This is a genomic window from Delftia sp. HK171, assembly GCF_001886655.1.
Taxonomy (GTDB): Bacteria; Pseudomonadota; Gammaproteobacteria; order Burkholderiales; family Burkholderiaceae_C; genus Comamonas; species Comamonas acidovorans.
The window spans coordinates 849159-872178 of the sequence record NZ_CP018101.1; the positions used below are offsets into that span (position 1 = coordinate 849159).

19 protein-coding genes are annotated in these 23020 nt (G+C 68.7%); 11 read left to right on the top strand and 8 right to left on the bottom strand.

The features are described from left to right. Positions 1-21: 21 nt before the first annotated feature. Genes BO996_RS03880 through BO996_RS28895 form a run of 7 tightly spaced genes read right to left on the bottom strand, consistent with a single transcriptional unit; the run spans position 22 to position 8035 of the window. Positions 22-531 (bottom strand): hypothetical protein, encoded by a 510-nt coding sequence (locus tag BO996_RS03880; RefSeq protein WP_034389636.1) that lies wholly within the window; start codon positions 529-531, stop codon positions 22-24. Between the two features lie 53 nt (positions 532-584). Then, positions 585-1715, bottom strand: coding sequence for an ABC transporter permease (locus BO996_RS03885; RefSeq protein ID WP_012202690.1), 1131 nt, complete (start codon positions 1713-1715; stop codon positions 585-587). A 1-nt stretch (position 1716) separates the two neighbouring features. Next, positions 1717-4473: a ribosome-associated ATPase/putative transporter RbbA gene (gene rbbA, locus BO996_RS03890; RefSeq protein WP_071954052.1), complete on the bottom strand. Its 2757-nt coding sequence runs from the start codon at positions 4471-4473 to the stop codon at positions 1717-1719. Next, complete coding sequence (locus BO996_RS03895; protein ID WP_071954053.1) at positions 4470-5561, bottom strand: HlyD family secretion protein; 1092 nt, start codon at positions 5559-5561, stop codon at positions 4470-4472. Before BO996_RS03895 ends, rbbA begins: the two co-directional genes overlap by 4 nt. A gap of 17 nt (positions 5562-5578) precedes the next feature. After that, the gene (locus tag BO996_RS03900; protein ID WP_013804679.1) at positions 5579-7054 is read right to left on the bottom strand and encodes an efflux transporter outer membrane subunit; all 1476 of its coding nucleotides are present in this window, start codon (positions 7052-7054) and stop codon (positions 5579-5581) included. 33 nt (positions 7055-7087) lie between these two features. Next, positions 7088-7855 carry an enoyl-ACP reductase FabI gene (gene fabI / locus BO996_RS03905; RefSeq protein WP_071954054.1) on the bottom strand — a complete coding sequence of 256 codons (768 nt, stop codon included), beginning with the start codon at positions 7853-7855 and terminating at the stop codon, positions 7088-7090. Between the two features lie 15 nt (positions 7856-7870). Next, on the bottom strand, positions 7871-8035 hold the full coding sequence (locus BO996_RS28895) for a hypothetical protein (protein WP_155294163.1): 165 nt from the start codon (positions 8033-8035) through the stop codon (positions 7871-7873). A 381-nt stretch (positions 8036-8416) separates the two neighbouring features. Between BO996_RS28895 and BO996_RS03910 the strand changes: the two genes are divergently transcribed. The 11 genes from BO996_RS03910 to BO996_RS03960 all read left to right on the top strand — a co-directional run bounded on the left by BO996_RS03910 (position 8417) and on the right by BO996_RS03960 (position 20967). Next, positions 8417-9913, top strand: coding sequence for a hypothetical protein (locus BO996_RS03910; RefSeq protein WP_071954055.1), 1497 nt, complete (start codon positions 8417-8419; stop codon positions 9911-9913). A 167-nt stretch (positions 9914-10080) separates the two neighbouring features. Continuing rightward, positions 10081-11193, top strand: coding sequence for a hypothetical protein (locus tag BO996_RS03915; RefSeq protein ID WP_071954056.1), 1113 nt, complete (start codon positions 10081-10083; stop codon positions 11191-11193). Positions 11194-11215: 22 nt separating this feature from the next. Further along, positions 11216-12460, top strand: coding sequence for a toxic anion resistance protein (locus BO996_RS03920; protein ID WP_071954057.1), 1245 nt, complete (start codon positions 11216-11218; stop codon positions 12458-12460). A 2-nt stretch (positions 12461-12462) separates the two neighbouring features. After that, complete coding sequence (locus BO996_RS03925; protein WP_071954058.1) at positions 12463-14079, top strand: vWA domain-containing protein; 1617 nt, start codon at positions 12463-12465, stop codon at positions 14077-14079. A 28-nt stretch (positions 14080-14107) separates the two neighbouring features. Continuing rightward, a complete protein-coding gene (locus tag BO996_RS03930; protein ID WP_065347114.1) occupies positions 14108-14731 on the top strand; it encodes a hypothetical protein in 624 nt (207 codons plus the stop codon). A 398-nt stretch (positions 14732-15129) separates the two neighbouring features. After that, positions 15130-15717 carry an anthranilate synthase component II gene (locus BO996_RS03935; RefSeq protein ID WP_012202700.1) on the top strand — a complete coding sequence of 196 codons (588 nt, stop codon included), beginning with the start codon at positions 15130-15132 and terminating at the stop codon, positions 15715-15717. 29 nt (positions 15718-15746) lie between these two features. Beyond that, positions 15747-16781 (top strand): anthranilate phosphoribosyltransferase, encoded by a 1035-nt coding sequence (gene trpD, locus BO996_RS03940; protein WP_013804671.1) that lies wholly within the window; start codon positions 15747-15749, stop codon positions 16779-16781. A 50-nt stretch (positions 16782-16831) separates the two neighbouring features. Further along, positions 16832-17635, top strand: coding sequence for an indole-3-glycerol phosphate synthase TrpC (gene trpC, locus BO996_RS03945; RefSeq protein WP_065347113.1), 804 nt, complete (start codon positions 16832-16834; stop codon positions 17633-17635). 187 nt (positions 17636-17822) lie between these two features. Beyond that, the gene (locus BO996_RS03950) at positions 17823-18566 is read left to right on the top strand and encodes a right-handed parallel beta-helix repeat-containing protein (protein WP_083571113.1); all 744 of its coding nucleotides are present in this window, start codon (positions 17823-17825) and stop codon (positions 18564-18566) included. Positions 18567-18584: 18 nt separating this feature from the next. Beyond that, positions 18585-20078, top strand: a complete 1494-nt coding sequence (locus tag BO996_RS03955; protein WP_083571114.1) for a fibronectin type III domain-containing protein — start codon at positions 18585-18587, stop codon at positions 20076-20078. Between the two features lie 157 nt (positions 20079-20235). Continuing rightward, positions 20236-20967 (top strand): uracil-DNA glycosylase, encoded by a 732-nt coding sequence (locus BO996_RS03960; protein WP_043780562.1) that lies wholly within the window; start codon positions 20236-20238, stop codon positions 20965-20967. Here the strand turns inward: BO996_RS03960 and BO996_RS03965 are convergent. Continuing rightward, positions 20961-22994 (bottom strand): alkyl/aryl-sulfatase, encoded by a 2034-nt coding sequence (locus tag BO996_RS03965; RefSeq protein WP_071954060.1) that lies wholly within the window; start codon positions 22992-22994, stop codon positions 20961-20963. The genes BO996_RS03960 and BO996_RS03965 overlap by 7 nt on opposite strands. Positions 22995-23020: the final 26 nt, after the last annotated feature.

Genomic DNA, 23020 nt, shown 5'->3' on the forward strand with positions numbered 1-23020 from the left:
GTGGCGGCTTCCTTGGGGCCGTCAGCCCTGGGCTGTGGTGTCGCGGGCCGTTTCGGCGGCGGCTGCCGCAATGGGCTGCTGCGCCGCATGGGCGGGCTGGGCCACGGACTGCACGGCCGAGGTCCAGCGGGCGAGCAGGTCGCTCCACGGCACGGCGGTGTCGGCCGCGCCCTGGGTGCTGTTGCCCAGCGTGGCTGCCACCTGTTGCTGCCAGTCGTGCACGGCCTGCTGCACGCCCTGGGCCAGGGTCATCTGGCTGGCCATGGCGGTCTGGGCCAGGGCCTGGGCATGGCCCATGCGCAGATGGGCGTGGCGCCAGAAGGCCTGGGCGGGCAGGGTGGCCAGCTCCTGCCAGCTGCTGGTCTGCTGCACGCCCTCGATCTCGCTGCCGGTCTCGGCGATGCGCTCGGGGCCGTTGCGTGCGGCATGCTCCAGCCACTGTTGGCCGCTTTCCTGCAGCAGCCGGCTCAGGTGCAGCTGCAGTTCAAGCTGTGCCTTGAGCAGATGGAGGGGAATGGTCTGTGCGCTCATATGAAACTCCTTGCTGGTTGAGATGGAAAGATGCCTTGGCGGCGGGAACGAAATCAGGCCATCTGGCTGATGGTCTTGCGAAAACGGGTGAGCGTGAGGGCGAACAGCACGGAGCCGATCGCGGCCAGCGCGAGGAAGGGCTTCCAGACCACGTCCAGCCCCGCTCCGCGGTAGAGGATGGCCTGCGACAGCTCGACAAAGTGGGTGGTCGGCGCGGCCAGCATGATGTTCTGCACCAGCTCGGGCATGCTTTCGCGCGGCGTCATGGCGCCCGACAGCAGCTGCAGCGGCAGCAGCACGAGCACCAGCAGCATGCCGAACTGTGGCATGTTGCGCGCCAGCGTGGCAAGGAAGATCCCCAGCGACGTTGTGGCGAACAGGCACAGCGCGGCCCCCGCCAGGAACAGCGGCAGCGAGCCTTCGATGGGAACGCCCAGGGCGCCGCGCACCACGAGGTTGAGCGAGGCAAAGGCGGTGACCAGCACGACCAGTCCCATGGACCATATCTTGGCCAGCATGATCTCGGTCGGTGTCACCGGCATGACCAGCAGGTGCTCCACCGTGCCGTGCTCGCGCTCGCGGATCAGGGCCGCGCCCGTGAGGATGATGGACAGCATGGTCACGTTGTTGATGATCTGCATCAGCCCGCCGAACCAGACCTTGTCCAGCGCCGGATTGAAGCGCGCGCGCACCACCAGGTCCACCGGCAGGGCGGTGGCGCCCCGAAAGCGCCGCACGAACTCGCTGACCTCGGCCGTGACGATCTGCTGCACATAGCTGTTGCCCGTGAAGGCCTGGCTCATGCGCGTGGCATCCACGTTCAGCTGCAGCTCGGGGGCGCGGCCCGCCAGCACGTCGCGCTGGAAGTTGGGCGGGATGTTGAGCACGAAGGTGTAGGTGCCCGAGTCCATGCCCGGGTCCATCTGCGTGCGGTCGATCATGGCCGGCGGCGCGAACTGCGGCGGATAGAAGGCGCCCGCGATGCGCTGCGACAGCGGCGAGCCGTCCTCGTCCACGATGGCGATGGGCGCGTTGTGCAGGCTCTCGGGCATGGCCGTGGCCGCGGTGTAGATGGAAACCGTGAACACATAGGCGATGAGCACCAGCAGCACGGGGTCGCGCCACAGGCTCCACAGCTCCTTGACGCCCAGCCGGTAGATGTTGGAGAAAAGGCGGGTGCGCATGTCAGCTCTCCTGCTTTCTGGTCAGTGCAATGGCCAGGCCCAGGATCACCGGCACGGACAGCAGCAGCGGCCCGAACGAGCCGGCCAGCTCCCGAAATCCCAGCGCCTTGCTGAACACGCCGCGGCTGATGGCGATCATGTGGCTGGCCGGATAGACCTCGCCGATGATGCGGCCCGCCCCCTCCAGCGAGGACACTGGATCGACCAGGCCCGCGAACTGCGTGGTGGGGATCAGCGTGCCGATCAGCACCAGGAACATCGAGGCGATCTGGCTGCGCGTCAGCGTGGAGGCCAGCAGGCCGAAGCCCGTGGAGGCGCCGCTGAAGATCAGCGCCGCCAGGGCCAGCGTGGCAAAGCTGCCCGTCACGGGAACGCCGAACAGGGTGACGGCCATCAGGCACATCAGCAGGAAGTTCAGCATGGCCAGCACCACATAGGGCAGTTGCTTGCCCAGCAGGAATTCGGTGCGCGTGACCGGCGTGACGTAGAGGTTGGTGATGGAGCCGCTTTCCTTCTCGCGCACCACGGCCAGCGCCGTCAGCATGGCCGGCAAAAGCAGCAGCAGCAGGGGCATGACGGCCGGCACCATGGCCGGCAGGCTGCGCACGTCGGGGTTGTAGCGAAAGCGCGTCTGGATGTCGATGAGGCCGGCCGGCGCCATACCCAGGCGCTCGCGGGCCTGCTCGGTCAGCCAGTGCTGGTGGATGCCCTGCAGGTAGCCGCGCACGGTCTCGGCGCGCGTGGGCATGGCGCCGTCGAACCAGGCGCCCACCTGCACGGAGCCGCCGCGCAGCACATCGCGCGCAAAGCCCGGGGGGATCTCGATGGCCAGGGTCAGCTCGCCGCTGCGCATGCGGCGGTCCAGTGCGTCGTAGTCGGTCAGCGGCGGCTGCTCGATGAAGTAGCGCGAGCCCGACAGGCTCATCGCATAGCTGCGGCTGATGGTGGTCTGGTCGCGGTCCAGCACGGCAAAGCGCAGGTCCTCCACGTCCAGGCTGATGCCGTAGCCCATCACGAACATCAGGATCAGCGAGCCCACCAGGGCCAGCGTGGCGCGCACCGGGTCGCGCTGCAGCTCCAGCGCTTCGCGCCAGACATAGCTGAGCATGCGCTGGGCGCTGAAATGGCGGCGGCGCGCAGTGTGCGTTTCCACGGCAGCGGGGGCGGCAGGCGCGGCCTGCTGTTCCTCGGCCGGGGCCTCGCCGCCACCGGCCTCGACCAGGTAGCCGATGAAGGCTTCCTCCAGCGTGGCCGCGCCGCGCTTGGCCACCAGGCGCGCGGGCGTGTCGCTGTCCAGCACCTTGCCCGCATGCATCATGGACATGCGGTCGCAGCGCTCGGCCTCGTTCATGAAGTGGGTGGAGATGAAGATGGTCACGCGGTCGCGCCGCGACAGCTCCACCAGCAGGCGCCAGAAGCCGTCGCGCGCCACGGGGTCCACGCCCGAGGTGGGCTCGTCCAGGATGAGCAGCTCGGGCTTGTGCACCATGGCCACGGCCAGCGACAGGCGCTGGCGCATGCCCAGCGGCAGGGCGGCCGGCAGGCTGTGCTGCGCGGCCTGCAGGTCAAAGCGCTGCAGCATCTCGGCCACGCGCGCGGGAATGTCCGCCTCGGGCACGCCGAACAGGCGCGCATGCAGCACCAGGTTCTGGTGCACGGTCAGCTCGCCGTACAGCGAGAACGCCTGGGTCATGTAGCCCACGCGGCGGCGCGTGTCGATGTCGCGCGGGTCCACGGGCTGGCCGAACAGCCAGGCCTGGCCCTCGCTGGCCGGCAGCAGGCCGGTCAGCATCTTCATGGTGGTGCTCTTGCCGCAGCCGTTGGAGCCCAGGAAGCCGAAGATCTCGCCACGGCGGATGCGGAAGGACACATGGTCCACGGCGACGAAGTCGCCAAATCGCATGGTCAGGTCCCTGGCCTCGATGGCGATGTCGTCCTCGCCGCCCTCGGGCAGGGGCGCAATGGTCACGGGCGCATGGCCGCGCTTTTTCTCTTCGGGCAGCAGGGCGATGAAGGCCTCTTCCAGCGAGCGGCTGTCTGTGCGCTGCAGCAGCTCGGCCGGCGTGCCCGTGGCCAGCACGCGGCCCTCGTCCATGGCCACCAGCCAGTCGAAGCGCTGGGCCTCGTCCATGTAGGCCGTGGCCACCAGCACGCTCATGCCGGGGCGCTGGCGGCGGATGCGCGCGATCAGGTCCCAGAACTGGGCGCGCGCCAGCGGGTCCACGCCCGTGGTGGGCTCGTCAAGAATGAGCAGGTCGGGGTCGTGGATCAGCGCGCAGCACAGGCCCAGCTTCTGCTTCATGCCGCCCGACAGCTTGCCGGCCGGGCGCTCCAGGAATTTGCGCAGGCCCGTGGCCTGGGTGAGATCGTCGATGCGCCGGCGCCGCTCGGCCGCGTCATGGCCGAACAGGCGCGCGAAGAACTGCAGGTTCTCCTCCACCGACAGCGTGGGATAGAGGTTGCGCCCCAGGCCCTGAGGCATGTAGGCCACGCGCGGGCAGACGGCCTCGCGGTGCCGGCGCTGGGCCATGTCGCCGCCCAGCACCTCGACGCTGCCTTCCTGGATCTTGCGCGCCCCGGAGATCAGCGCCATGAGGCTGGACTTGCCCACGCCGTCCGGCCCGATCAGGCCGACCATGCGGCCTTCGGGAATGTCCAGGTCGATGCCCGCCAGCGCCTCGACCTGGCCATAGCGCTGGTGCACGCCCTTCAGGCGCACGACCCAGCCGCTGGCATGGGGCGTCGTGCTCTCGCTCATTGCGCGGGCTGGGCTGGCAGCTTGATGGCCAGGTTGGCGGGCCACTCATGGCTGGCATCGGTGCGCAGCCAGGCCATGCCGGGCACGCCGGTCTTGACCTGTTCCAGATGGCGGCGCAGCAGCTCCGGTGGGATCTGGGCGCGCACGCGGAACATCAGCTTCTGGCGCTCGCTGGCGGTCTCCACGGTCTTGGGCGTGAACTGGGCCTGGCTGGCGACGAAGGAGACGCGGGCCGGGATCACGTACTCGGGCGCGGCGTCCAGCACCAGGCGCACTTCGCTGCCCAGGGCAATGCGGCCGGCGGCGGTCTCGGGCACGAAGAAGGTCATGTAGACATCGGACAGGTCCAGCAGGTTGAGCACGCGCCCGCCTGCGCCCAGCACTTCGCCGGGCTGGGCCACGCGCAGCTGCACGCGGCCGTCGCGCGGGGCCTTGAGCACGCCGTCGTCGATGTCGGCCTGCACGCGCGCCACCGTGGCCGTGGCCGCCTGCACCTGGGAGCGCACGCCCACCACCTGGGCCTCGGCCGCCTTCACGGCGGCCTGGGTAGCGGCGGCCTGTGCGCGCGTGGCGGCCAGTGCCGCCTCGCTGCCGCGCACGCGGGCGCGGTCGTCATCGAGCTCCTGCACCGAGGAGGCGCCCTCGCGCGCCAGCGTTTCCGAGCGCTTGAAGCGGCGCTGCGCGGCGTCCACCTCGGTCTCGCGCTGCACGATCAGGGCCTGGGCGGCGGCCAGGTCGCTGCGGCGCAGGGTGACCTGGGCCTCGGCCGCGGCCACGCTGTGCTCGGCCTGCTGGCGCATGGCGTCGGCTTCCTGGCGCTGGGCGCGCAGGGTGTCGATCTGCATGCGCGCCACGGGCTGGCCGGCCTGCACGAAGTCGCCCTCGCGCACCAGGATTTCCTCCACGCGGCCGGGCAGCTTGGTGGAGATGTCGATCTCGGTGGCCTCGACACGGCCGTTGCTGCCGACGAAGCCCTCTCCCGGGCCCTTGGGCGTGAAGGTCTTCCAGGCCCACCAGGCCACGAGGGCCAGGACCGCCACGGCGGCGATCGGCACGATCTTGTTCTTCAGAGAGGTGTTCTTGTCCATGGGCGGGTCCGGAGGCTTCAGGAATTCGGGGGATCGGCAGGCGTGGCCGGCAGGGTGGCGGGCAGCGCGGCAGGTTCGGCCCCGCTGCCGCCGCCCAGGGCGGCATACAGGCCCACCTGGCTGGACAGCAGGGCGCGCCGCGCCTGCACCAGTTGCTGGCGTGCGGCCAGCAGGTCGCGCTGGGCGTCCAGCACCTCCAGGTAGGCGGCCGAGCCGTTGTCGTAGCGCAGCTGCGCCAGCCGCGCGCGCTCGGCCTGGGCCTGCACGGCGGTGCGCTGCACGGTGATCTGTTCGGAGAGCCAGCGGCGCGCGGCCAGGCCATCGGCCACCTCGCGGAAGGCGGTCTGGATGGCTTTCTCGTACTGGGCCACGGCCATGTCGCTGCGGATCTCGCCCAGCTCCAGGTTGGCGCGGCGCCGGCCGCCGTCGAAGATGGGCAGGGACACCGTGGGCACGAAGGCCCAGGCGCGGCTGCCGCCGTCGAACAGGCCGTCGAGTTCGGCGCTGGCCGTGCCCCAGCGGGCTGTGAGCGCAATGCGCGGGAAGAAGGCGGCGCGCGCCGCGCCGATCTGGGCCCGGGCCGCGCGCAGCTGGTGCTCGGCCGCGGCAATGTCGGGCCGCGCCGTGAGCAGTTCCGAGGGCAGGCCCGGCCGCAGCTCGGCCAGCACCAGGGCGTCGTCAAAGGGTGCGGCGGCGGGCAGCGGGCCCGGGTGGGCGCCGACCAGCTGCGCCAGGGCATGCAGCTGCTGCGCGCGTGCCAGCTCCAGCTGGGCCAGCAGGGCCTGCGCCTGGGTCAGCAGGGTCTGGACCTGGGCCAGCTGCAGGCGCGAGCTGGCGCCCACGGCCTCGCGGCGCGTGAAGATGCGAAAGGATTCCTGGCGCGTGGCCAGCGTCTCGCGCGCAATGGCCACGCGCTCGTCCAGCTCGCGCAGGCCCAGGTAGCCGTCGGCCACCTGGGCGATCAGCGCGGTCTGCACGGCGTGGCGGCCCGCATCGCTGGCCAGCCAGGTCTGCAGGGCCGCGTCCTTGAGGCTGCGCACGCGGCCCCACAGGTCCAGCTCCCAGCTGCTGAAGCCGACTTCGGCGCGGTACTCGCCGCTGACCACGGAGCGGCCCGAGAGGTTGAGGTCGCCAGGCACGCGAGCCCGCGCGGCCTGGCCGCCCACGCCAATGGCCGGGAACAGCTCGGAGCGCTGGATCTGGAAGGCCGCGCGCGCCTCTTCGGCGCGCAGCGCGGCCACGCGCAGGTCGCGGTTGTGCTCCAGCGCGGTGGCAATCAGCTGGCGCAGCGCGGGGTCGGTGAAGTAGTCGCGCCAGGGCAGGCCGGCGGCGGCGACACCCTGGGCGCCGGCCTGCAGATGGGCAGGCCAGGCCTCGGGCGTGGGCAGGGGCGGCGGCTCGTGCGGCGGCGCCAGGGAGGCACATCCCGCCAGGGCGGCGGCCAGTGCGGCTGCCAGCGCGGCGGCGGCGGTTCGGGGGAATGGGAGGGTCATCTGCAGTGCTGCGGGGTGCCGGTGCGGCAGCCGCTAGTTGAGGATGTGGTGGCCGCCATCGACATACAGCGTGCAGCCCGTGATGGCGCGCGCCCCGTCCGAGGCCAGGAAGGCGCACAGCGGCCCCACGTCGTCGGGCCGCAGCTCGCCGGCAATGGGCGAGCGGCGCACGCTGTCGGCCACGAGTTCATCGAACGCGGCAATGCCCGAGGCCGCGCGCGTGGCGATGGGCCCGGGCGAGACGGCATTGACGCGGATGCGCGAGGGGCCGAGCTCGGCCGCCAGGTAGCGCGTGGTGGACTCCAGCGCGGCCTTGACCGGGCCCATGATTCCGTAGTGCGGCATGACCTCGCTGGCGCCCAGGTAGCTCAGCGTCATGAGGCTGCCGCCGCCGGCGGCCATCAGCGGCTCGGCCAGGTGGGCCATGCGGATGAAGGAGTGGCAGGAGATGTCCATGGCCAGCGCAAAGCCCTCGCGGGAGCTGTCCACCACGCGGCCCTGCAGGTCCTTGCGCGGTGCGTAGGCCACGGCGTGCAGCACGAAGTCCAGCCGGCCCCAGCGCACGGCGGCGGCATCGAACAGTGCGCGCATCTGCTCGTCGTCGCCCACGTCCAGCGGCATGCGCAGCTCGGCACCGATCTCTTCGAGCAGGGGCTCCACATACACACGGGCCTTGTCGTTCTGCCAGGTCGCGCCGATCTCGGCGCCCGCCGCATGCATGGCCCGGGCACAGGCCCAGGCAATGCTGTCGCGGTTGGCGATGCCGACGATCAGGCCTTTTTTGCCAGCCAATAGCGTCATCTCGAATGCTCCAGATCAGAAGGTCTGCCGGGAAACAGGCCGCCTTGGGGCGGCTTCGTCAGGAATCACGGGGCATGGTGCGGCATTGCCGACATATGCGCCACGGCGAATGTTTGTATTTCCTGTGACTACGAAGCTTTTGATAGCTTGTTTTGATGCATGCAAATCAAAGGTTTGCATGCCAATATCGTCTCCTGGTCTTTTTCATTCTATCTATGTTGCACTGCAGCGACCGATTTTGGCGATGCCGTTTCGTTATATCGATGCAGTTCACTCCATAGTCTTGACTCAGGTCAAAGAGGGCAGCGTCACTGAGAGGATGTCGCTTGCCGCCGGTCGCTGCGTCCAGTAGAGCAATGGCGTCTTTTTGCGCCAACAGCCAAACATTCCCTGTATTGGCCGGATTTCAATGAATACAAGGTTTTCACACCATATTGGTGCACGGGGGGTAAAGAAAATCGGAAATCTGCCGATGGGCCATGAACAGAGAAAATCCCCTGCCTGCAAAGGCCTGGGCCGCCACATTCAGTCAGGACAAGACCGAAGGAAGACGATCAATCCATGACCAGCATTTCATCCACCGGCGCCAGCTTTGCCGCCAGCGCAGCGGGCATGCGGCCCACGGTGTCCGTGAGGTCGTCAGCGACCACGGCAGCTGCTGCACCTGCCGAACCGGGCACGCAGGTCACGCTGGGCCAGTCCACAGGGTCCAGCGTCATCTATGCCAAACCGCAGCCCGTGGAACTGGGGCAGTTCAGGCTGACCCGGGCCTGGGCCTCGCAAGACAGGGACGACATCAGCACCCTGATGGCACGCAACCTGGGCCTGGGCCCGTCGGCCAGCCTGGCCGACCGCTGGCGCGGCCTGGGCGGCGCCCTGCTGTCGCGCTTTGCGGCCACGCCGTCGGACTACCAACAGACGGTTGCGGAGTACCAGGCGCCCACGGCGGCCGACTCCGTCGCAGGCAGCGCGGATGCGCAGGCCCTGGACAAGTCCGCACTGAGCGATGTGTCCGTGGGCGCTGTCACCGTGAGCCTGAAGATCCGCACGCAATCGGGCCAGACCGTGGAGCTGCGGATTGCCACGAACGACGGCAGCGAAGCGGGCAGCAGCAGCGGGCTGCGGGTCGAGGTCAAGAGTTCCGGCACCTTGAGCCAGGCCGAGAGCGCGGCCATTGCCCAGCTGGCCGACGGGCTGGACGAAGCGCTGGAAGGCCTGGGAAAGCCGGGCAAGCCCCAGCTGGAACTGGGCAAGCTGATGAACTTCGACCGCAGCGTGCTGTCCGGCCTGGACCTGGACATCAAGAACCCCAAGCCTTCGCAGCCCCTGTCCTCGTTCAGCCTGCATGTGGGCACCGATGGCCGATCGGTGGCGATGAAGGGCGCGGCGGGCGAGCTGGCCGTCAACCTGGAGTCCGATGCCCCCGTGGGCGCCAGCGCTTCGCAGCGCCAAGCCGCGCTGGACCAGCATCTGAAGCGCTTTGATGCCGCCGCGCAGCGCGGCCGTGCGGATGCGGCGCTGGTGGACATGTTCAAGAGTGCCTTCAGTCAGCTGCACAACGCGCAGGCGCCGGCCGCGCCGGGCGCCATCGTCGCGCTCTCCGGGCTGGAGCGTTCCGTGCAGTCCCTGCAAAGCGGCCTGGCCGATTTCCAGGCCAGCTTCAGCGGTGACTTCGAGAACACCAATGAATTCGGCGCCGTGACCGAAATCGGCCGCGCCGAGTACCAGGTGGGCCAGAAGACCACCCGGCAGTCCCGCGGCAGGGAGGGCGAGTCGATCGCCCAGGTGGTGACCGAGTCCCTGAACGCCGAATCCAAAAAGGCGCGCAACCGCAGCATGCTGGATTTGCAGTCGGGCAACTATGACCTGACCAAGGTGCAGGATAGCCGCACCATCACCACGCTGATCGAGACAGCCGGCAAGCAGGTCACCGGTGCGCTGCGCAAGACGCAAGAGCGCCAGATGCAGACGTGGGACCAGCTGGTGGAGCACCGCACCCAGCAGCACCGCGAAACGCCTGGTGGGCGCAGTTTCACTGAGCAACTCGCGCTGAGGTAGTCGCGTTGAGATAGTCGCGTTGAGGTAGTCGCGGCGCGGGCCGGGCCGCGTGTCGTCGTTGTGTCACAAAACTTCCGTATAAGAAGTTTTTTTGAACAAGACATGACAACGGCCCGCGCGTTCATGACCGAATTTCATCTTGCCGTCATCCAGGGCGGAGCCTCTCAATGAACGCGCGCCGTGCTTTGGCGGCGGGGCTGGCGGCGCTGCTGCTGGCGGCCGTGGGCGGCGGCGTCTGGTACTCGCGCACGGCCCTGGTGCAGGACCGCCAGGCGCAGATGACGCACCAGCAGTCCGTGACGGCACGCGGCCTGATCGGCTCCGAGAAGGAAGCCTTCTTCCAGGACGAGCGCGTGCGCGACGTGCTGGCGCGCCACGGCGTGACGGTGACGGTGCAAAAGGCCGGCTCGCGCAGCATTGCCAACAGCTACGACCCCAAGCAGTACGACTTCGGCTTTCCCTCGGGGGCGCCGGCTGCGGCCCAGCTCAAGGCGGCGGCCAGGGCCGGCACGGTCTATACGCCGTTCTACACGCCCATCGTGTTCGCCAGCTGGCGGCCCATTGCCGAGATCCTGATCGCCAACGGCGTTGCGCAAAAGCAGGGCGACTTCTTTTACGTGACCGATCTTCCCGCCCTGCTGGCCATGGCCGGCAAGGGCACGCGCTGGCGTGACCTGAAGGCCTCCGGCGCCTTTGCCACCGGCAAGGCCGTGCTGCCCGCCAGCACCGATGTGCGCAGCTCCAACAGCGCGGCCATGTACCTGGCGCTGGCCAGCTATGTGCTCAACGGCCAGCAGGTGGTGCAAAGCCCGGCCGACCTGGAGCGCGTGATGCCCCAGGTGGCGCCGCTGTTTCTGCGCCAGGGCTTCCAGGAAAGCTCGTCGGCCGGCCCCTTCGAGGACTACCTGGCCCTGGGCATGGGCAAGGCGCCGCTGCTGGTGGCCTATGAATCGCAGCTGGTGGAGTTCCTGCTGCGCCACCCGCAGCGCAGAAGCGGCGAGATGGTGATGCTCTACCCGCAGCCCACGCTGTATTCCAAGCATGTGCTCGTGCCCTACACGCCTGCGGGCGATCGCGTGGGCCAGCTGCTCGAATCCGATCCGCAGCTGCGCGCATTGGCGCAGGAATACGGCTTTCGCACCGGCGGCGACACGCACGGGCCCGAGCGCTGGGCCGGGCAGGGCGTGCAGGCGCCCGCGCAGCTGGTGGAGGTGATCGATCCGCCCAGCCAGGAGTGGCTTGAGCGAATGATCGTGGACATGGAGCAGCGCTTCAAATGACCGAACGTTCCAGGAGCAACCGATGAGCAACACCCCCCAGACCACCACGGCCAGCGCCGCCGTGGCCGTGCCTGCACAGGAGCAGGATTTCGTGCTGGAGCCGCCTGCGCCCGCCCTGCCCGTGCCCATCGAGTCGGCCAGCGGCAAGGTCCGCCTCAAGGCCGAGGAAGTGCAGCAGCTGGACGCGCAGGTGGCGCAGTTCATCGACGACATCACCGCCAACGACAGCCAGTCGCCCGCCTTCAAGGGCGCGGTCGAGCGCATCCACGGCATGGGCAACAAGGAGGTGCAGGCCGCTGCCGCCGTCTCCAACCGCATGCTGGAGCGCCCCGTCAAGACGCTGAACAACGGCCTGTTCGACCAGGGCAGCCAGATCGGCCAGGGCCTGATCGACCTGCGCCGCCAGGTGGAGGCGCTGGACCCCTCGCGCCAGGACGACCTGTTCAAGCCGCGCAAGCTGCTGGGCCTGATCCCCATGGGCAACAGGCTGGTGGACTACTTCGACAAGTTCCAGTCCAGCCAGAACCACCTGAACGCCATCATCGACAGCCTCAAGCGCGGCAAGGACGAGCTGCTGCGCGACAACGCCGCCATCGAGCAGGAAAAGGCCAACCTGTGGGGCCTGATGGAGCGGCTGGAGAAATACATCCACATCGGCAAGAAGCTGGACGCGGCGCTGGAGGCCAAGGCCGCACAGCTGGACGCCAGCGACCCGGAAAAGGCCCGCGTGGTGCGCGAGGACATGCTGTTCTACGCACGCCAGAAGGTCACCGACCTGCTCACCCAGATGGCGGTGAACGTGCAGGGCTACCTGGCACTGGACCTGGTGCGCAAGAACAACCTCGAACTGGCCAAGGGCGTGGACCGCGCGACCACCACCACGGTCTCCGCCCTGCGCACGGCCGTCATCGTGGCGCAGGCGCTGGCCAACCAGAAGCTGGTGCTGGACCAGATCACGGCGCTGAACACCACCACGGGCAACCTGATCGCCGGCACCAGCGAGCTGCTGCGCGAGCAAAGCGGGAAGATCCACGAGCAGGCGGCCGGCAGCACCATCGACATCGCCAGGCTGCAGCAGGCCTTCGGCAACATCTACCAGACCATGGACGCCATGGCCGACTTCAAGGTCAAGGCCCTGGCCTCCATGCAGACCACGGTGGACACGCTGTCGCAGGAGGTGGACAAGTCCCGCGCCTATCTGGAAAAGAGCCGTCGCGAGGACGTGCGCGAGGCGCTGCAGGCGCCTGCCGGCGAGGTGGTGCTGTGAGCATGTTCCGGCGCCTGGCGGCCTGGTGGCTGCTGGGCCTTGCGCTGGCCCTGGCCCTGGCCGGCTGCGGCAAGTCGCCCGAAACCGCGCCGCAGGCCGCCGCCAAGTCCGATCCGTCCGCCGGTCCCCCGGGTGCATTCACCGTGCTGGCCGGCTCCGAGCTCAAGGACGTGGCGCCCGCGCTGGAGCAGGCCGCCACGGCGGCGGGCGTGCCGCTCAAGCTCAGCTATGCGGGCACGCTGGAGATGGTCGAGCGCATCAATGCGGGCGAGCAGTACGACGCCATCCTGCCGCCCAATGGCGCCTATCCCGCGCTGGCGCTGGCGAACAAGCCGCTGGCGCGTGAAAAGCTTTTCTACTCGCGCGTGGCCCTGGGCGTGAAGGCCCCCGTGCTGCAAAAGCTGGGCTGGGACAAGGCACCGCCCACCTGGGCCGACATCGCACGCGCTGCCGTACAGGGCCGGCTGCGCTACGGCATGACCAATCCGGCCAGCTCCAACACCGGCATGAGCGCGCTGTTCGCCGTGGCCTCGGCCGTGGCCGGCAAGACCGAAGACCTGGACGCCAGGGAGGTCAACGCCAAGGTGCTCAAGGATTTTCTGTCGGGCCAGAAGCTCACGGCAGGCAGCTCCGGCTGGCTGGCCGAGGCCTTCGAGCGTGAGCCCGGCGCCGTCGATGCGCTGGTCAACTACGAGGCCGTGATCCTGCGCCTGAACGAGAAGCTGCCCGCCGCCGACCGGCTCACCCTGGTCTACCCGCGCGACGGCGTGATCTCGGCCGACTATCCGCTGATGCTGCTCAACGCTGCGCGGCGCGCCGACTATGACCGGCTGGTCGCCCAGTTCAAGGCTCCCGCCTTCCAGGGCCAGCCGTTGCGCCAGGCCCAGCTGCGCCCCGCCAGCCCCGAGGCACAGGCCAGCCCGGCCCTGCCCACGGCGCCCGTGGTGGAGTTGAGCTTTCCGAACCGGCTGGAGGTGATCGATGCCGTGCTCTCGGCCTACCAGAGCGATCTGCGCCGCCCGGCGACCAGCATCTTCGTGCTGGACGTGAGCGGCTCCATGAAGGGTGCGCGGCTGGCGCAGATGAAGGAGGCGCTCAAGCTGCTGTCCGGCGCCGAGGCATCGGCCGCCAGCCAGCGCTATGCCGCCTTCCAGGCGCGCGAACGCGTGCTGCTGATTCCGTTCTCGGGCCTGGTCGGCCAGCCCGCGCGCGTGCAGTTCGCGGCGGGCGACCTGCAGGCCGCAAGCGCCCAGGTGCTGGCCTATGCCGACAGCCTGGTGGCCGACGGCGGCACGGCCATCTACGACGCGCTCACGCTGGCGCAGCAGCAGGCACGCCAGGAACTGCGGGCCGATCCCGAGCGCTTCGTCAGCATCGTGCTGCTGACCGATGGCGCCAACACGGCCGGCCGCGACTGGGTCGCATTCGAGCGCGAGCAGCGCATGGCGCGCGACGGCGGCGCGCCGCTGGTGCGCGTCTTTCCCATCATCTTTGGCGAGGCGCAGTCCGGCGAAATGCAGGCCCTGGCCGCGCTGACGGGCGGGCGCGCCTTCGATGCGCGCAACACCGGCAAGAGCGGACTGCCGCTGGTGTTCAAGGAAATCCGGGGCTACCAGTGACAGCGCCGCCACCGATCGAACCCGCCTGATGCGCCGCCTGCAGCTTTTCTTCTACGGCAACGGCAACCTCGCCGGCCTGGCGCTGGCCCTGCTGGGGCCGGTGCTGCTGTTCGCGGGCGTGATCGGTGCCGGCTGGGGCTGGATCACGCTGGGCCTGTACGTCGCGGGCCTGCTGCTGGGCTGGGCCCTGCAGCCCGCGGGCGCCAGCTTCGAGCGGGCGCTGCAGCAGCACTGGAGCGCCGAGGACATCCGCGAACGCATCGACGAGCTGGTGCAAAAGGCCCGCCCGATGCTCACGCCCGAGATGCAAAAGCACCTGGACAGCGTGCGCGGCTCGGTGCACGAGGTGCTGCCCTCGCTGGCCGACGCCGGCCCGGTCTTCAACGACGGCCTGTTCACCGTGCGCGAGACGGTGCTGCAGTACCTGCCCGCCACGCTGTCGCACTATGCGGCGCTGCCGCCGCTGTTCCGTGTCACCCAGCCCGTGCAGGACGGCAAGACGGCCAGGCAATTGCTGACCGAGCAGCTGGCGCTGCTGGCCGGGCAGATGCAGCAGGTGGTGGCCCATGTGGCGGCCAGCGATGCGCAGGCGCTGCTGGCCAACGGGCGCTTTTTGAAGCAGAAGTTCGACCAGCCGGATTTCCTGAAGTGAGGCGCCCGCAGGGTCGTCCCGCCACGCTGCGCGGACCCTGTGTTAGCATGCTTCGCCATGCAGCCTGCTGCATTCCCGTCTTCCAGACACCTGAACTCTCGATCCAAGACAGCCATGAACGGTACGCCCGTTTCGATCATCGTTGCACAGTGGTGGCGCTTCCAATAAGGAAGCGGCACGTCGTTGCGGTTGCGTACCGCGCCTTGCCGCCGTGACGGCAGCAAGGCTCACCCAGCAGATGGCTCCCCGGCACGGCGGCTCCCAGAACCCAGGAGATTGCCCAGATGCCCTCAGATTCCCCCTTCCAGACCCAGGCAGCATTGCGCGCATGCCCGCGCCAGCCTTCGCTGCGGCATGCCCGCGCCACCCGCTTTTCCCTTTGAGACCCAGGAGCCGGTATGACCAGACTGCTGATGATCGACAACTACGACAGCTTCACCTACAACATCGTCCAGTACTTCGGCGAGCTGGGTGCCGATGTCACCGTGGTGCGCAATGACGAGGCCACGCTGGACGAGGTGATCGCCCTGGTCGAGCGCGAGAAGATCGACCGCCTGGTGATCTCGCCCGGCCCCTGCTCGCCGGCCGAGGCCGGCATTTCCGTGGCCGCCATCCAGCACTTTGCAGGCCGCCTGCCCATCCTGGGCGTGTGCCTGGGCCACCAGAGCATTGGCGCGGCCTTCGGCGGCGACATCGTGCGCGCGGGCCAGCAGATGCATGGCAAGACCAGCGTCATCACCACCGACCGCAAGGGCGTGTTCGCCGACCTGCCCGAGCAGTTCACGGTCAACCGCTACCACTCGCTGGCCATTGCGCGCTCCAGCCTGCCCGAATGCCTGGAGATCACGGCCACCAGCGAGGACGGCGAGATCCAGGGCGTGCGCCACACCAGCCTGGCCATCGAGGGCGTGCAATTCCACCCCGAGAGCATCCTCACCGAGCATGGCCACGCCATGCTCAAGAATTTCCTGGAACAGAAGGCCTGAGCAGGCCGGCACCCAACCGAGACACCGCAATGACCCAGATCACCCCCCAGGAAGCGCTGCAGCGCACCATCGAGCACCGCGAAATCTTCCACGACGAGATGCTGCACCTGATGCGCCTGATCATGCGCGGCGAGCTGTCGCCCGTGATGACGGCCGCCATCGTCACCGGCCTGCGCGTGAAGAAGGAGACCATCGGCGAGATCACGGCCGCGGCCGAGGTCATGCGCGAGTTCTCCAACAAGGTCCATGTGGAGGACAAGCGCCACCTGGTGGACATCGTGGGCACGGGCGGCGACGGCGCCAACACCTTCAACATCTCCACCTGCTCCATCTTCGTGATCGCGGCGGCGGGCGGCAAGGTCAGCAAGCACGGCGGGCGCAGCGTCAGCAGCAAGAGCGGCAGCGCCGACGCCATGGAGGCGCTGGGCGTCAACATCCAGCTCAGCCCCGAGCAGATCGCGCGCAGCATCGCCGACGTGGGCATCGGCTTCATGTTCGCGCCCAACCACCATCCGGCCATGAAGAACGTGGCGCCCGTGCGCAAGGAGCTGGGCGTGCGCACCATCTTCAACATCCTGGGCCCGCTGACCAATCCGGCCAGCGCGCCCAACATCCTCATGGGCGTGTTCCACGAGGACCTGGTCGGCATCCAGGTGCGCGCGCTGCAGCGCCTGGGCGCCGAGCACGCCATCGTGGTCTATGGCCGCGACGGCCTGGACGAGATCAGCCTGGGCGCGGGCACCCTGGTGGGCGAGCTTAAGGACGGCGTGGTGCGCGAGTACGAGATCCATCCCGAGGACTTCGGCCTGCGCATGGTGGGCACGCGCGCCTTCAAGGTGGACAATCCCGAGGAATCCAAGGCCATGCTGCTGGGCGTGCTCCATGGCGAAAAGAGTGCCGCGCGCGACATCGTCTGCCTGAACGCGGGTGCCGCCCTGTATGCGGCCAACGTGGCCTCCAGCATCGAGGACGGCATGGCCCGCGCCCAGGCGGCGCTGGACAGCGGCGCAGCCCTGGCCAAGCTCAACGAACTCGTGGCCTACACGGCCCGGCTGACGGCCTGAGCCGCGCAGCCCCCATCGACCACCGAATACAAGAAACCAAGGAAAGCAACGTGTCCGACATCCTCAAGCAAATCTGCGACGTGAAAGTGCAGGAAGTGGCCGCCGCCCAGAAGCGCATGCCCTTCGCGGACATGCGCCGCGACGCCGAAAGCCGCGTGCTCACGCGCGACTTCGTGGGCGCGCTGCGCGCCAAGATCGCCGCCGGCCATGCCGGCGTGATCGCCGAGATCAAGAAGGCCAGCCCCAGCAAGGGCGTGATCCGCGAGGACTTCATCCCCGCCGACATCGCGCAAAGCTATGCCGATGGCGACGGCAAGGGCGTCAGCGCCGCCTGCCTCTCGGTGCTGACCGACAAGCAGTTCTTCCAGGGCAGCGTGGACTATCTCAAGCAGGCGCGCGCCAGCTGCCACCTGCCCGTGCTGCGCAAGGATTTCATGGTCGATCCCTACCAGATCTACGAATCGCGGGCCATGGGCGCCGACTGCGTGCTGCTGATCGCCGCCTGCCTGGACGACGCGCAGATGGCCGAGATGGAACAGATCGCCCACAGCCTGGACATGGCCGTGCTGGTCGAGGTCCATGACGGCGCCGAGCTGGACCGCGCCCTGCGCCTCAAGACGCCGCTGGTGGGCATCAACAACCGCAACCTGCGCAGCTTTGAGGTCAGCATCCAGACCACGCTGGACCTGCAAAAGAACGTGCCCGCCGACCGCCTGCTGGTCACCGAGTCGGGCATCGGCAGCCGCGAGGACGTCAAGGCCATGCGCGATGCCGGCATCCACAGCTTCCTGGTGGGCGAGGCCTTCATGCGCGCCAAGGAGCCGGGAGAGGCGCTGGCCAAGCTGTTTGCCTGAAGCCAAGACCGGATCGGTCCCTTGGTGGTGCGCCACCGAAGCAGCCCGCCGCAGCCATGCGTGCGGGCTTTTTTTTTTGTGCAAATAGTGTTTCTAAAAGTTTTTCGTTTGCATGATAATTATTGACAATGCGCATGAAATGCCGCTCCGGCAACATGGCCGCAGCCCATCGCCTACGGAGATTCCGATGTCGTTCATGCCCCGTGCCCCTTTCCTGTCCAGCCGCGGCTGGGCTGCCCTCATCGTTTGCGCATCGGCCACGCTGGCATCGTCCGGCGCCTGGGCACAGGCCACGCGCACCTGGGTCTCGGGCGTGGGCGATGACGCCAACCCCTGCAGCCGCACGGCTCCCTGCAAGACGTTTGCGGGGGCCATCGCCAAGACGGCCGCCAATGGCGAGATCAACGTGCTGGATCCTGCGGGCGTCGGTGGAGTCACCATCACCAAGTCCATGCAGGTGGACGGCACAGGCGTGCTTGCCGGCGTGCTGGTCTCCGGTACCGCGGGCATCACCATCAACGCGGGTGTTTCTGACACCGTGGTGCTGCGGGATCTGGACATCGTCGGCAACGGCACAGGAACGTTCGGCGTCAGAATCTTCCAGGCAGGCAAAGTGGTGCTGGACAACGTCAGGATCCAGGGCTTCACGCAGGCGGCGGTCAAGGTCGAGACGAGCGCTACTTCTGTGTCTGTTCTGGTGCAACGCTCGCAATTGCTGGGCAATGCAGTGCCAGCACAGGGCGAGCCGGAACGCGCCGCCATCAGTGTCCAGAGCACGACCGCCCAGGTCTACCTGTCCAACACCACGGTGTTCGGCAATGACAAGGCGTTCAACGCTGTGGCAGGCGGGAAGATCACCTCGTTCAACAACAACCGGGTCATGGGCAACACCCAGGACAGCGCGCCGACCGACACCGTCTACGAACGCTGATCGGCGCAAGGCAGCATCATGCACAGCGTAAAAGGCGTTGCCCGCAAGTCCTGTCTGGGGCTTGCGGTGTTTGCGGCCCTGGGCCCGGCGCAGGCCGCCGAACTGCTGGCCAACGGCAGTTTCGAGCAGAACTCCGGTCCGGGTTCCCTGGTTTTCACGGGCTGGCAATCCGTGTCGCAGGCCGGCTCCAAGGGCGGCTTCGCCGCCCAGCAAGGCACCAAAGGCGCCATCACGCCCGTGGCCGTGCCTGCACCTCCCGACGGGGCGTTTGCCCTCATGAGCGACCAGCCCGGCCCCGGCAGCCATGTGCTCTACCAGGATGTCGCCATTCCGGCGGGCAGCCCTGCCACGCTGAGCGCCCGCGTCCATGTCCAGAATGCGGCCAAGGTCGCTGCGGCGCCGGCCACGCTTGACTACACGGTGGCTGCGCCCAACCAGCAGGTGCGCATCGACGTCATGAACCCTGCCGCCGCGCCCGACAGCCTGGGCGCCGGTGTTCTGGCCAATGTCTTCCAGTGGCCGCCGGCCACGGCGCCCGGTCCTTCGACCAGCGGCAGCGGCTACCAGTCGCTGCAGTTCGACCTGTCGGCCTACGCGGGCCAGACCGTGCGGCTGCGCATTGCCGAGGTGGACAACCGGCAAAGCCTGTTCTTCGGCGTGGATGCGATGAGCGTCTGGTCCGGCAGCGTTCCGGGCGCACTTCAGCCACCTGCCGATACGGGCTTTTTCGCGCAGGGCACGGCCGTGCAGCTGACCTTCGATCCGGTGGCCTCCATCCCCGGCCAGACGGTCACGGGCTATGTGGCGCAATGTGTCCCGCAAGGTGGCGGCGCGGTGCTGATGGGCACGTCCAGCACTCCGACGGTGGCGGTCAACGGCCTGACACCCGGCGTGGCCTACAACTGCAGCGTGGCGGCACAGTCCAGCAGCGGTGCGGGGCCCGCCTCGCAGCCCCTGACGGTCAACGCCCCTGTCGCTGGCGCCACCACCATCTCGACCCTGCAAGGTGGCAGCGCGACGCTGACCGTCAGCAATCCGGCCAGCGGCTGCAGCCTGCAATCGGCATCGCTGGTGCGTGCGCAAAGCCTGCCCACGGCGCCGCCCCAGGGTGCGGCGGCCTATCCGCTGGGTGTGCTGGACCTGCGCTCGTCGGGCTGCAACTCAGGCGCGACGCTGAAGCTCAGCGTCACCATGCCGCAGGCCCTGCCTGCGGGGGCCCAGTACTGGAAGTACGGTCCCACGGCGGCCAACCTGGCACCGCACTGGTATGCCTTCAACGACGGCTTCAAGGTGACCTCGGCCAATACCTACACCCTGGAAGTCCAGGACGGTGGCCTGGGCGATGATGACCTGCAGGCCAATGGCGTGGTGGTCGATCCGGGTGGTCTGATGGTGATGGCGGCGACCTCTCCTGCCGCCATTCCCGTGTGGAACCTCGCGGGTCTGGCGGGCACATCGGCCTCGGTGCTGCTGGCCATGGCGGCAATGCGCCGGCGCCGCCGGACGCGCTGATGCGCTGACGTGCATGTCGCACACGCCGGGCGGCTGTGCGACTGCGGGTATCCTCAGGACATCAATGCACCGGCCGCGCGCCGGTGCATTCCCGTTTCTTTCGTACCTTCGAGGAACCACCATCGCGCGCCATGCGTGCGCTGGTGCCCCATCCGCCATGGCCCTTCAAGACGACGCAATCGCCCCGGCGCAAGCCGACCAACTCCAATCCGCCGATCCCGCCGACTGGCCCGTTGCGCCCGACTGGCAGCCCCTGGTCGAGGACTTCTTCGCGGGTGCCACGGGCCAGCAGCTGCTGACCTTTCTGCACCAGCGCCTGGAAGCCGGCGCCGTGATCTTTCCGCCCCAGCCGCTGCGCGCGCTGGAGCTGACCCCGCCCGAGGAAGTGCGCGTGGTCATCCTGGGGCAGGACCCCTACCACGGCCGGGGGCAGGCCGAAGGCCTGTCGTTCTCGGTGGCGCCGGGCGTGCGCATGCCGCCCTCGCTGCAGAACATCTTCAAGGAGATGCAGCGTGACCTGGGCGTGCCCTTCCCGCCGTTTCCCAACCCGGGCGGCAGCCTGGTCAAGTGGGCCAGGAACGGCGTGCTGCTGCTCAACACCTGTCTCACGGTGGAGGAAGGCCAGGCGGCCAGCCACTCGGGCAAGGGCTGGGAGCTGCTGACCGATGCGGTGATCCGGCATATCGCCCAGGGCGCGCGCCCCGTGGTCTTCATGCTCTGGGGCAGCCATGCGCAGTCCAAGCGCGCCTTCATTCCGGCCGACCGGGGCCATCTGGTGCTGACCAGCAACCATCCCTCGCCGCTGTCGGCGCTGCGCCCGCCCGTGCCCTTCATCGGCAACGGGCACTTCGGCAAGGCGCGCGACTTCCGCGCCCAGCACGGTTACTGAGCGGCCCGCTCGGGGCGTGGCTCCACCATGGGGAACACGCTGTCGAAGCGGTCCAGCATGGACATGAGCGCCGTCACCTTGGAGGCGTCGCCCTCGATGCGCAGCTGGCCGCTCTTGATGGCCTCGGCCATCGTGGTCTCCTGGCCTGCAATGGCGTCCAGCGTGGCGCGCGTCAGGCGCAGGCTGGCATGGGCGGCGGGCGCAAGGCCCGGGCTCTGGGTGAGGGCGCTGTTCTCCAGGTTCAGGCTGCGCTGCTCGCCGGTGTCGGTGAAGGTCCAGTTGAGCACGATGCGCTGGCCTGCGGCCTTGCCGGCGTCCAGCCGCACGCCCAGGTAGTCGAAGAACATCTCCAGCGGCAGGCTGCGCACCAGGTCGCGCGCGGTGCTGCCGGGCCTGGGCAGCTGGGGCACGCCCTGGCGCAGTTCCGCCGCGCCCTGCAGGAAGGCGTTGCGGGCCGTGGCCGATTCCATCTGGTAGCCCAGCTGTTCATAGGCATTGGCCGCCAGGCGTCGCGCGGCCTGGTTGGCAGGGTCGGCAAAGACCAGCTGCGAGGCGATCTGCGCCACCCAGCGGTATTCGCCGCGCTCGTAGTCGGCCTGCGCACGGCGCAGCACGGCGTCGGCGCCCCCCATGTATTCCACGGTCTTGCGTGCGGCGGGCACGGGCGGCAGCGCCTCCAATTGCGCCGGGTTGCCTTCGTAGTAGCCCAGGTAGTGCTGGTAGATGGCGCGGATGTTGTGGCGTAGGTGGCCGTAGAAGGCATGTGTGGCGCCGTCGCGGGCCAGGGATTCGGGCATCTTCAGCATCTCGGCGATCTCCGAGCCCACATAGCCGTGGTTCATGAGGCGCACGGTCTGGTCGTGCAGGTATTTGTAGGTGTCGCGCTGGCCGGCCAGCAGGTGCTGCAGCCGGGGCTGGCCCCAGACCGGCCAGTGGTGCTGGGCAATCATGATCTCGGCCTTGCCGCCATAGGTGTGCAGGGCGTCGTTCAGGTGGCGGGACCAGCCCAGCGCGTCACGCACCTGGGCGCCGCGCAGCGGCAGCAGGTTGTGCTGGGTGTGCACGGCGATCTCGGCCATGTTCAGCACCTTGAGCTGGGGGTAGTACATGATCATCTCGGCCGGCGCCTCGGCCCCGGGGGTGAGCGCGAACTCGATGTCCACGCCGTCGATGCGCAGGGTCTCGCGCGGCTTGTCGATCACGCGCGTGGGCGCGATCAGCCCCATGGTGCCGGGCGCACCCGCCTTGCCCAGCCCTGCGTCCACCTGTCCCCTGGCATCGCGCGGCAGCAGCATGCCGAACTGGTAGAGCGCGCGCCGGCCCATGGCGTGGCCGGCGATCACGTTCTCGCCCACGGCCTCGGCCATGAAGCCCGCCGGGGCGATGACCTGCACGCGGCCCGCATCCACCTCTTCCTGGCGCACCACGCCGCGCACGCCGCCGAAATGGTCCACATGGCTGTGCGAGTAGACGACGGCCACCACGGGCTTGCGCGGGCGGTGCTGGAAGTACAGGTCCATGGCGGCCTGGGCGGTCTCGGTGTACATCAGCGGATCGACCACGATCAGGCCGGTCTCGCCCTCGATGATGCTCATGTTCGACAGGTCCAGGCCGCGCACCTGGTAGAGCCTGTCGGTCACCTGGAACAGGCCGCTGACGCGGTTGCGCTGGGCCTGGCGCCACAGCGCGGGGTGCACGGTGTCGGGCGCCTGGTCCTGCTCCAGGAAGGCATAGGACTGCATGCTCCAGATGGGACGGCCCTGGGCATTGCGCACGACCAGGGTGTCGGCCGGTGCGATCAGGCCGCGCCGGGCGTCCTCCATGGCCTGCGCATCGTCCAGCGGCTGCTGTGCCAAGGCCGCCAGCTGGGCCGCGCGCGTGGCGGCGCTGGCCGGCTGGGGCCTGGCCATGTCGGAGACGGGCAGGCTGCCGTGGGCGCAGGCGCCCAGCAAAGCGGCTGTGGCCAGGCTGGCCAGCAGGCGGGAAGGGCGCGCCAGCGCGCGGGGCAGGGGGTGTGAGGCTTGCATGGAAAGGTCTCCTGGCATGTTCGATG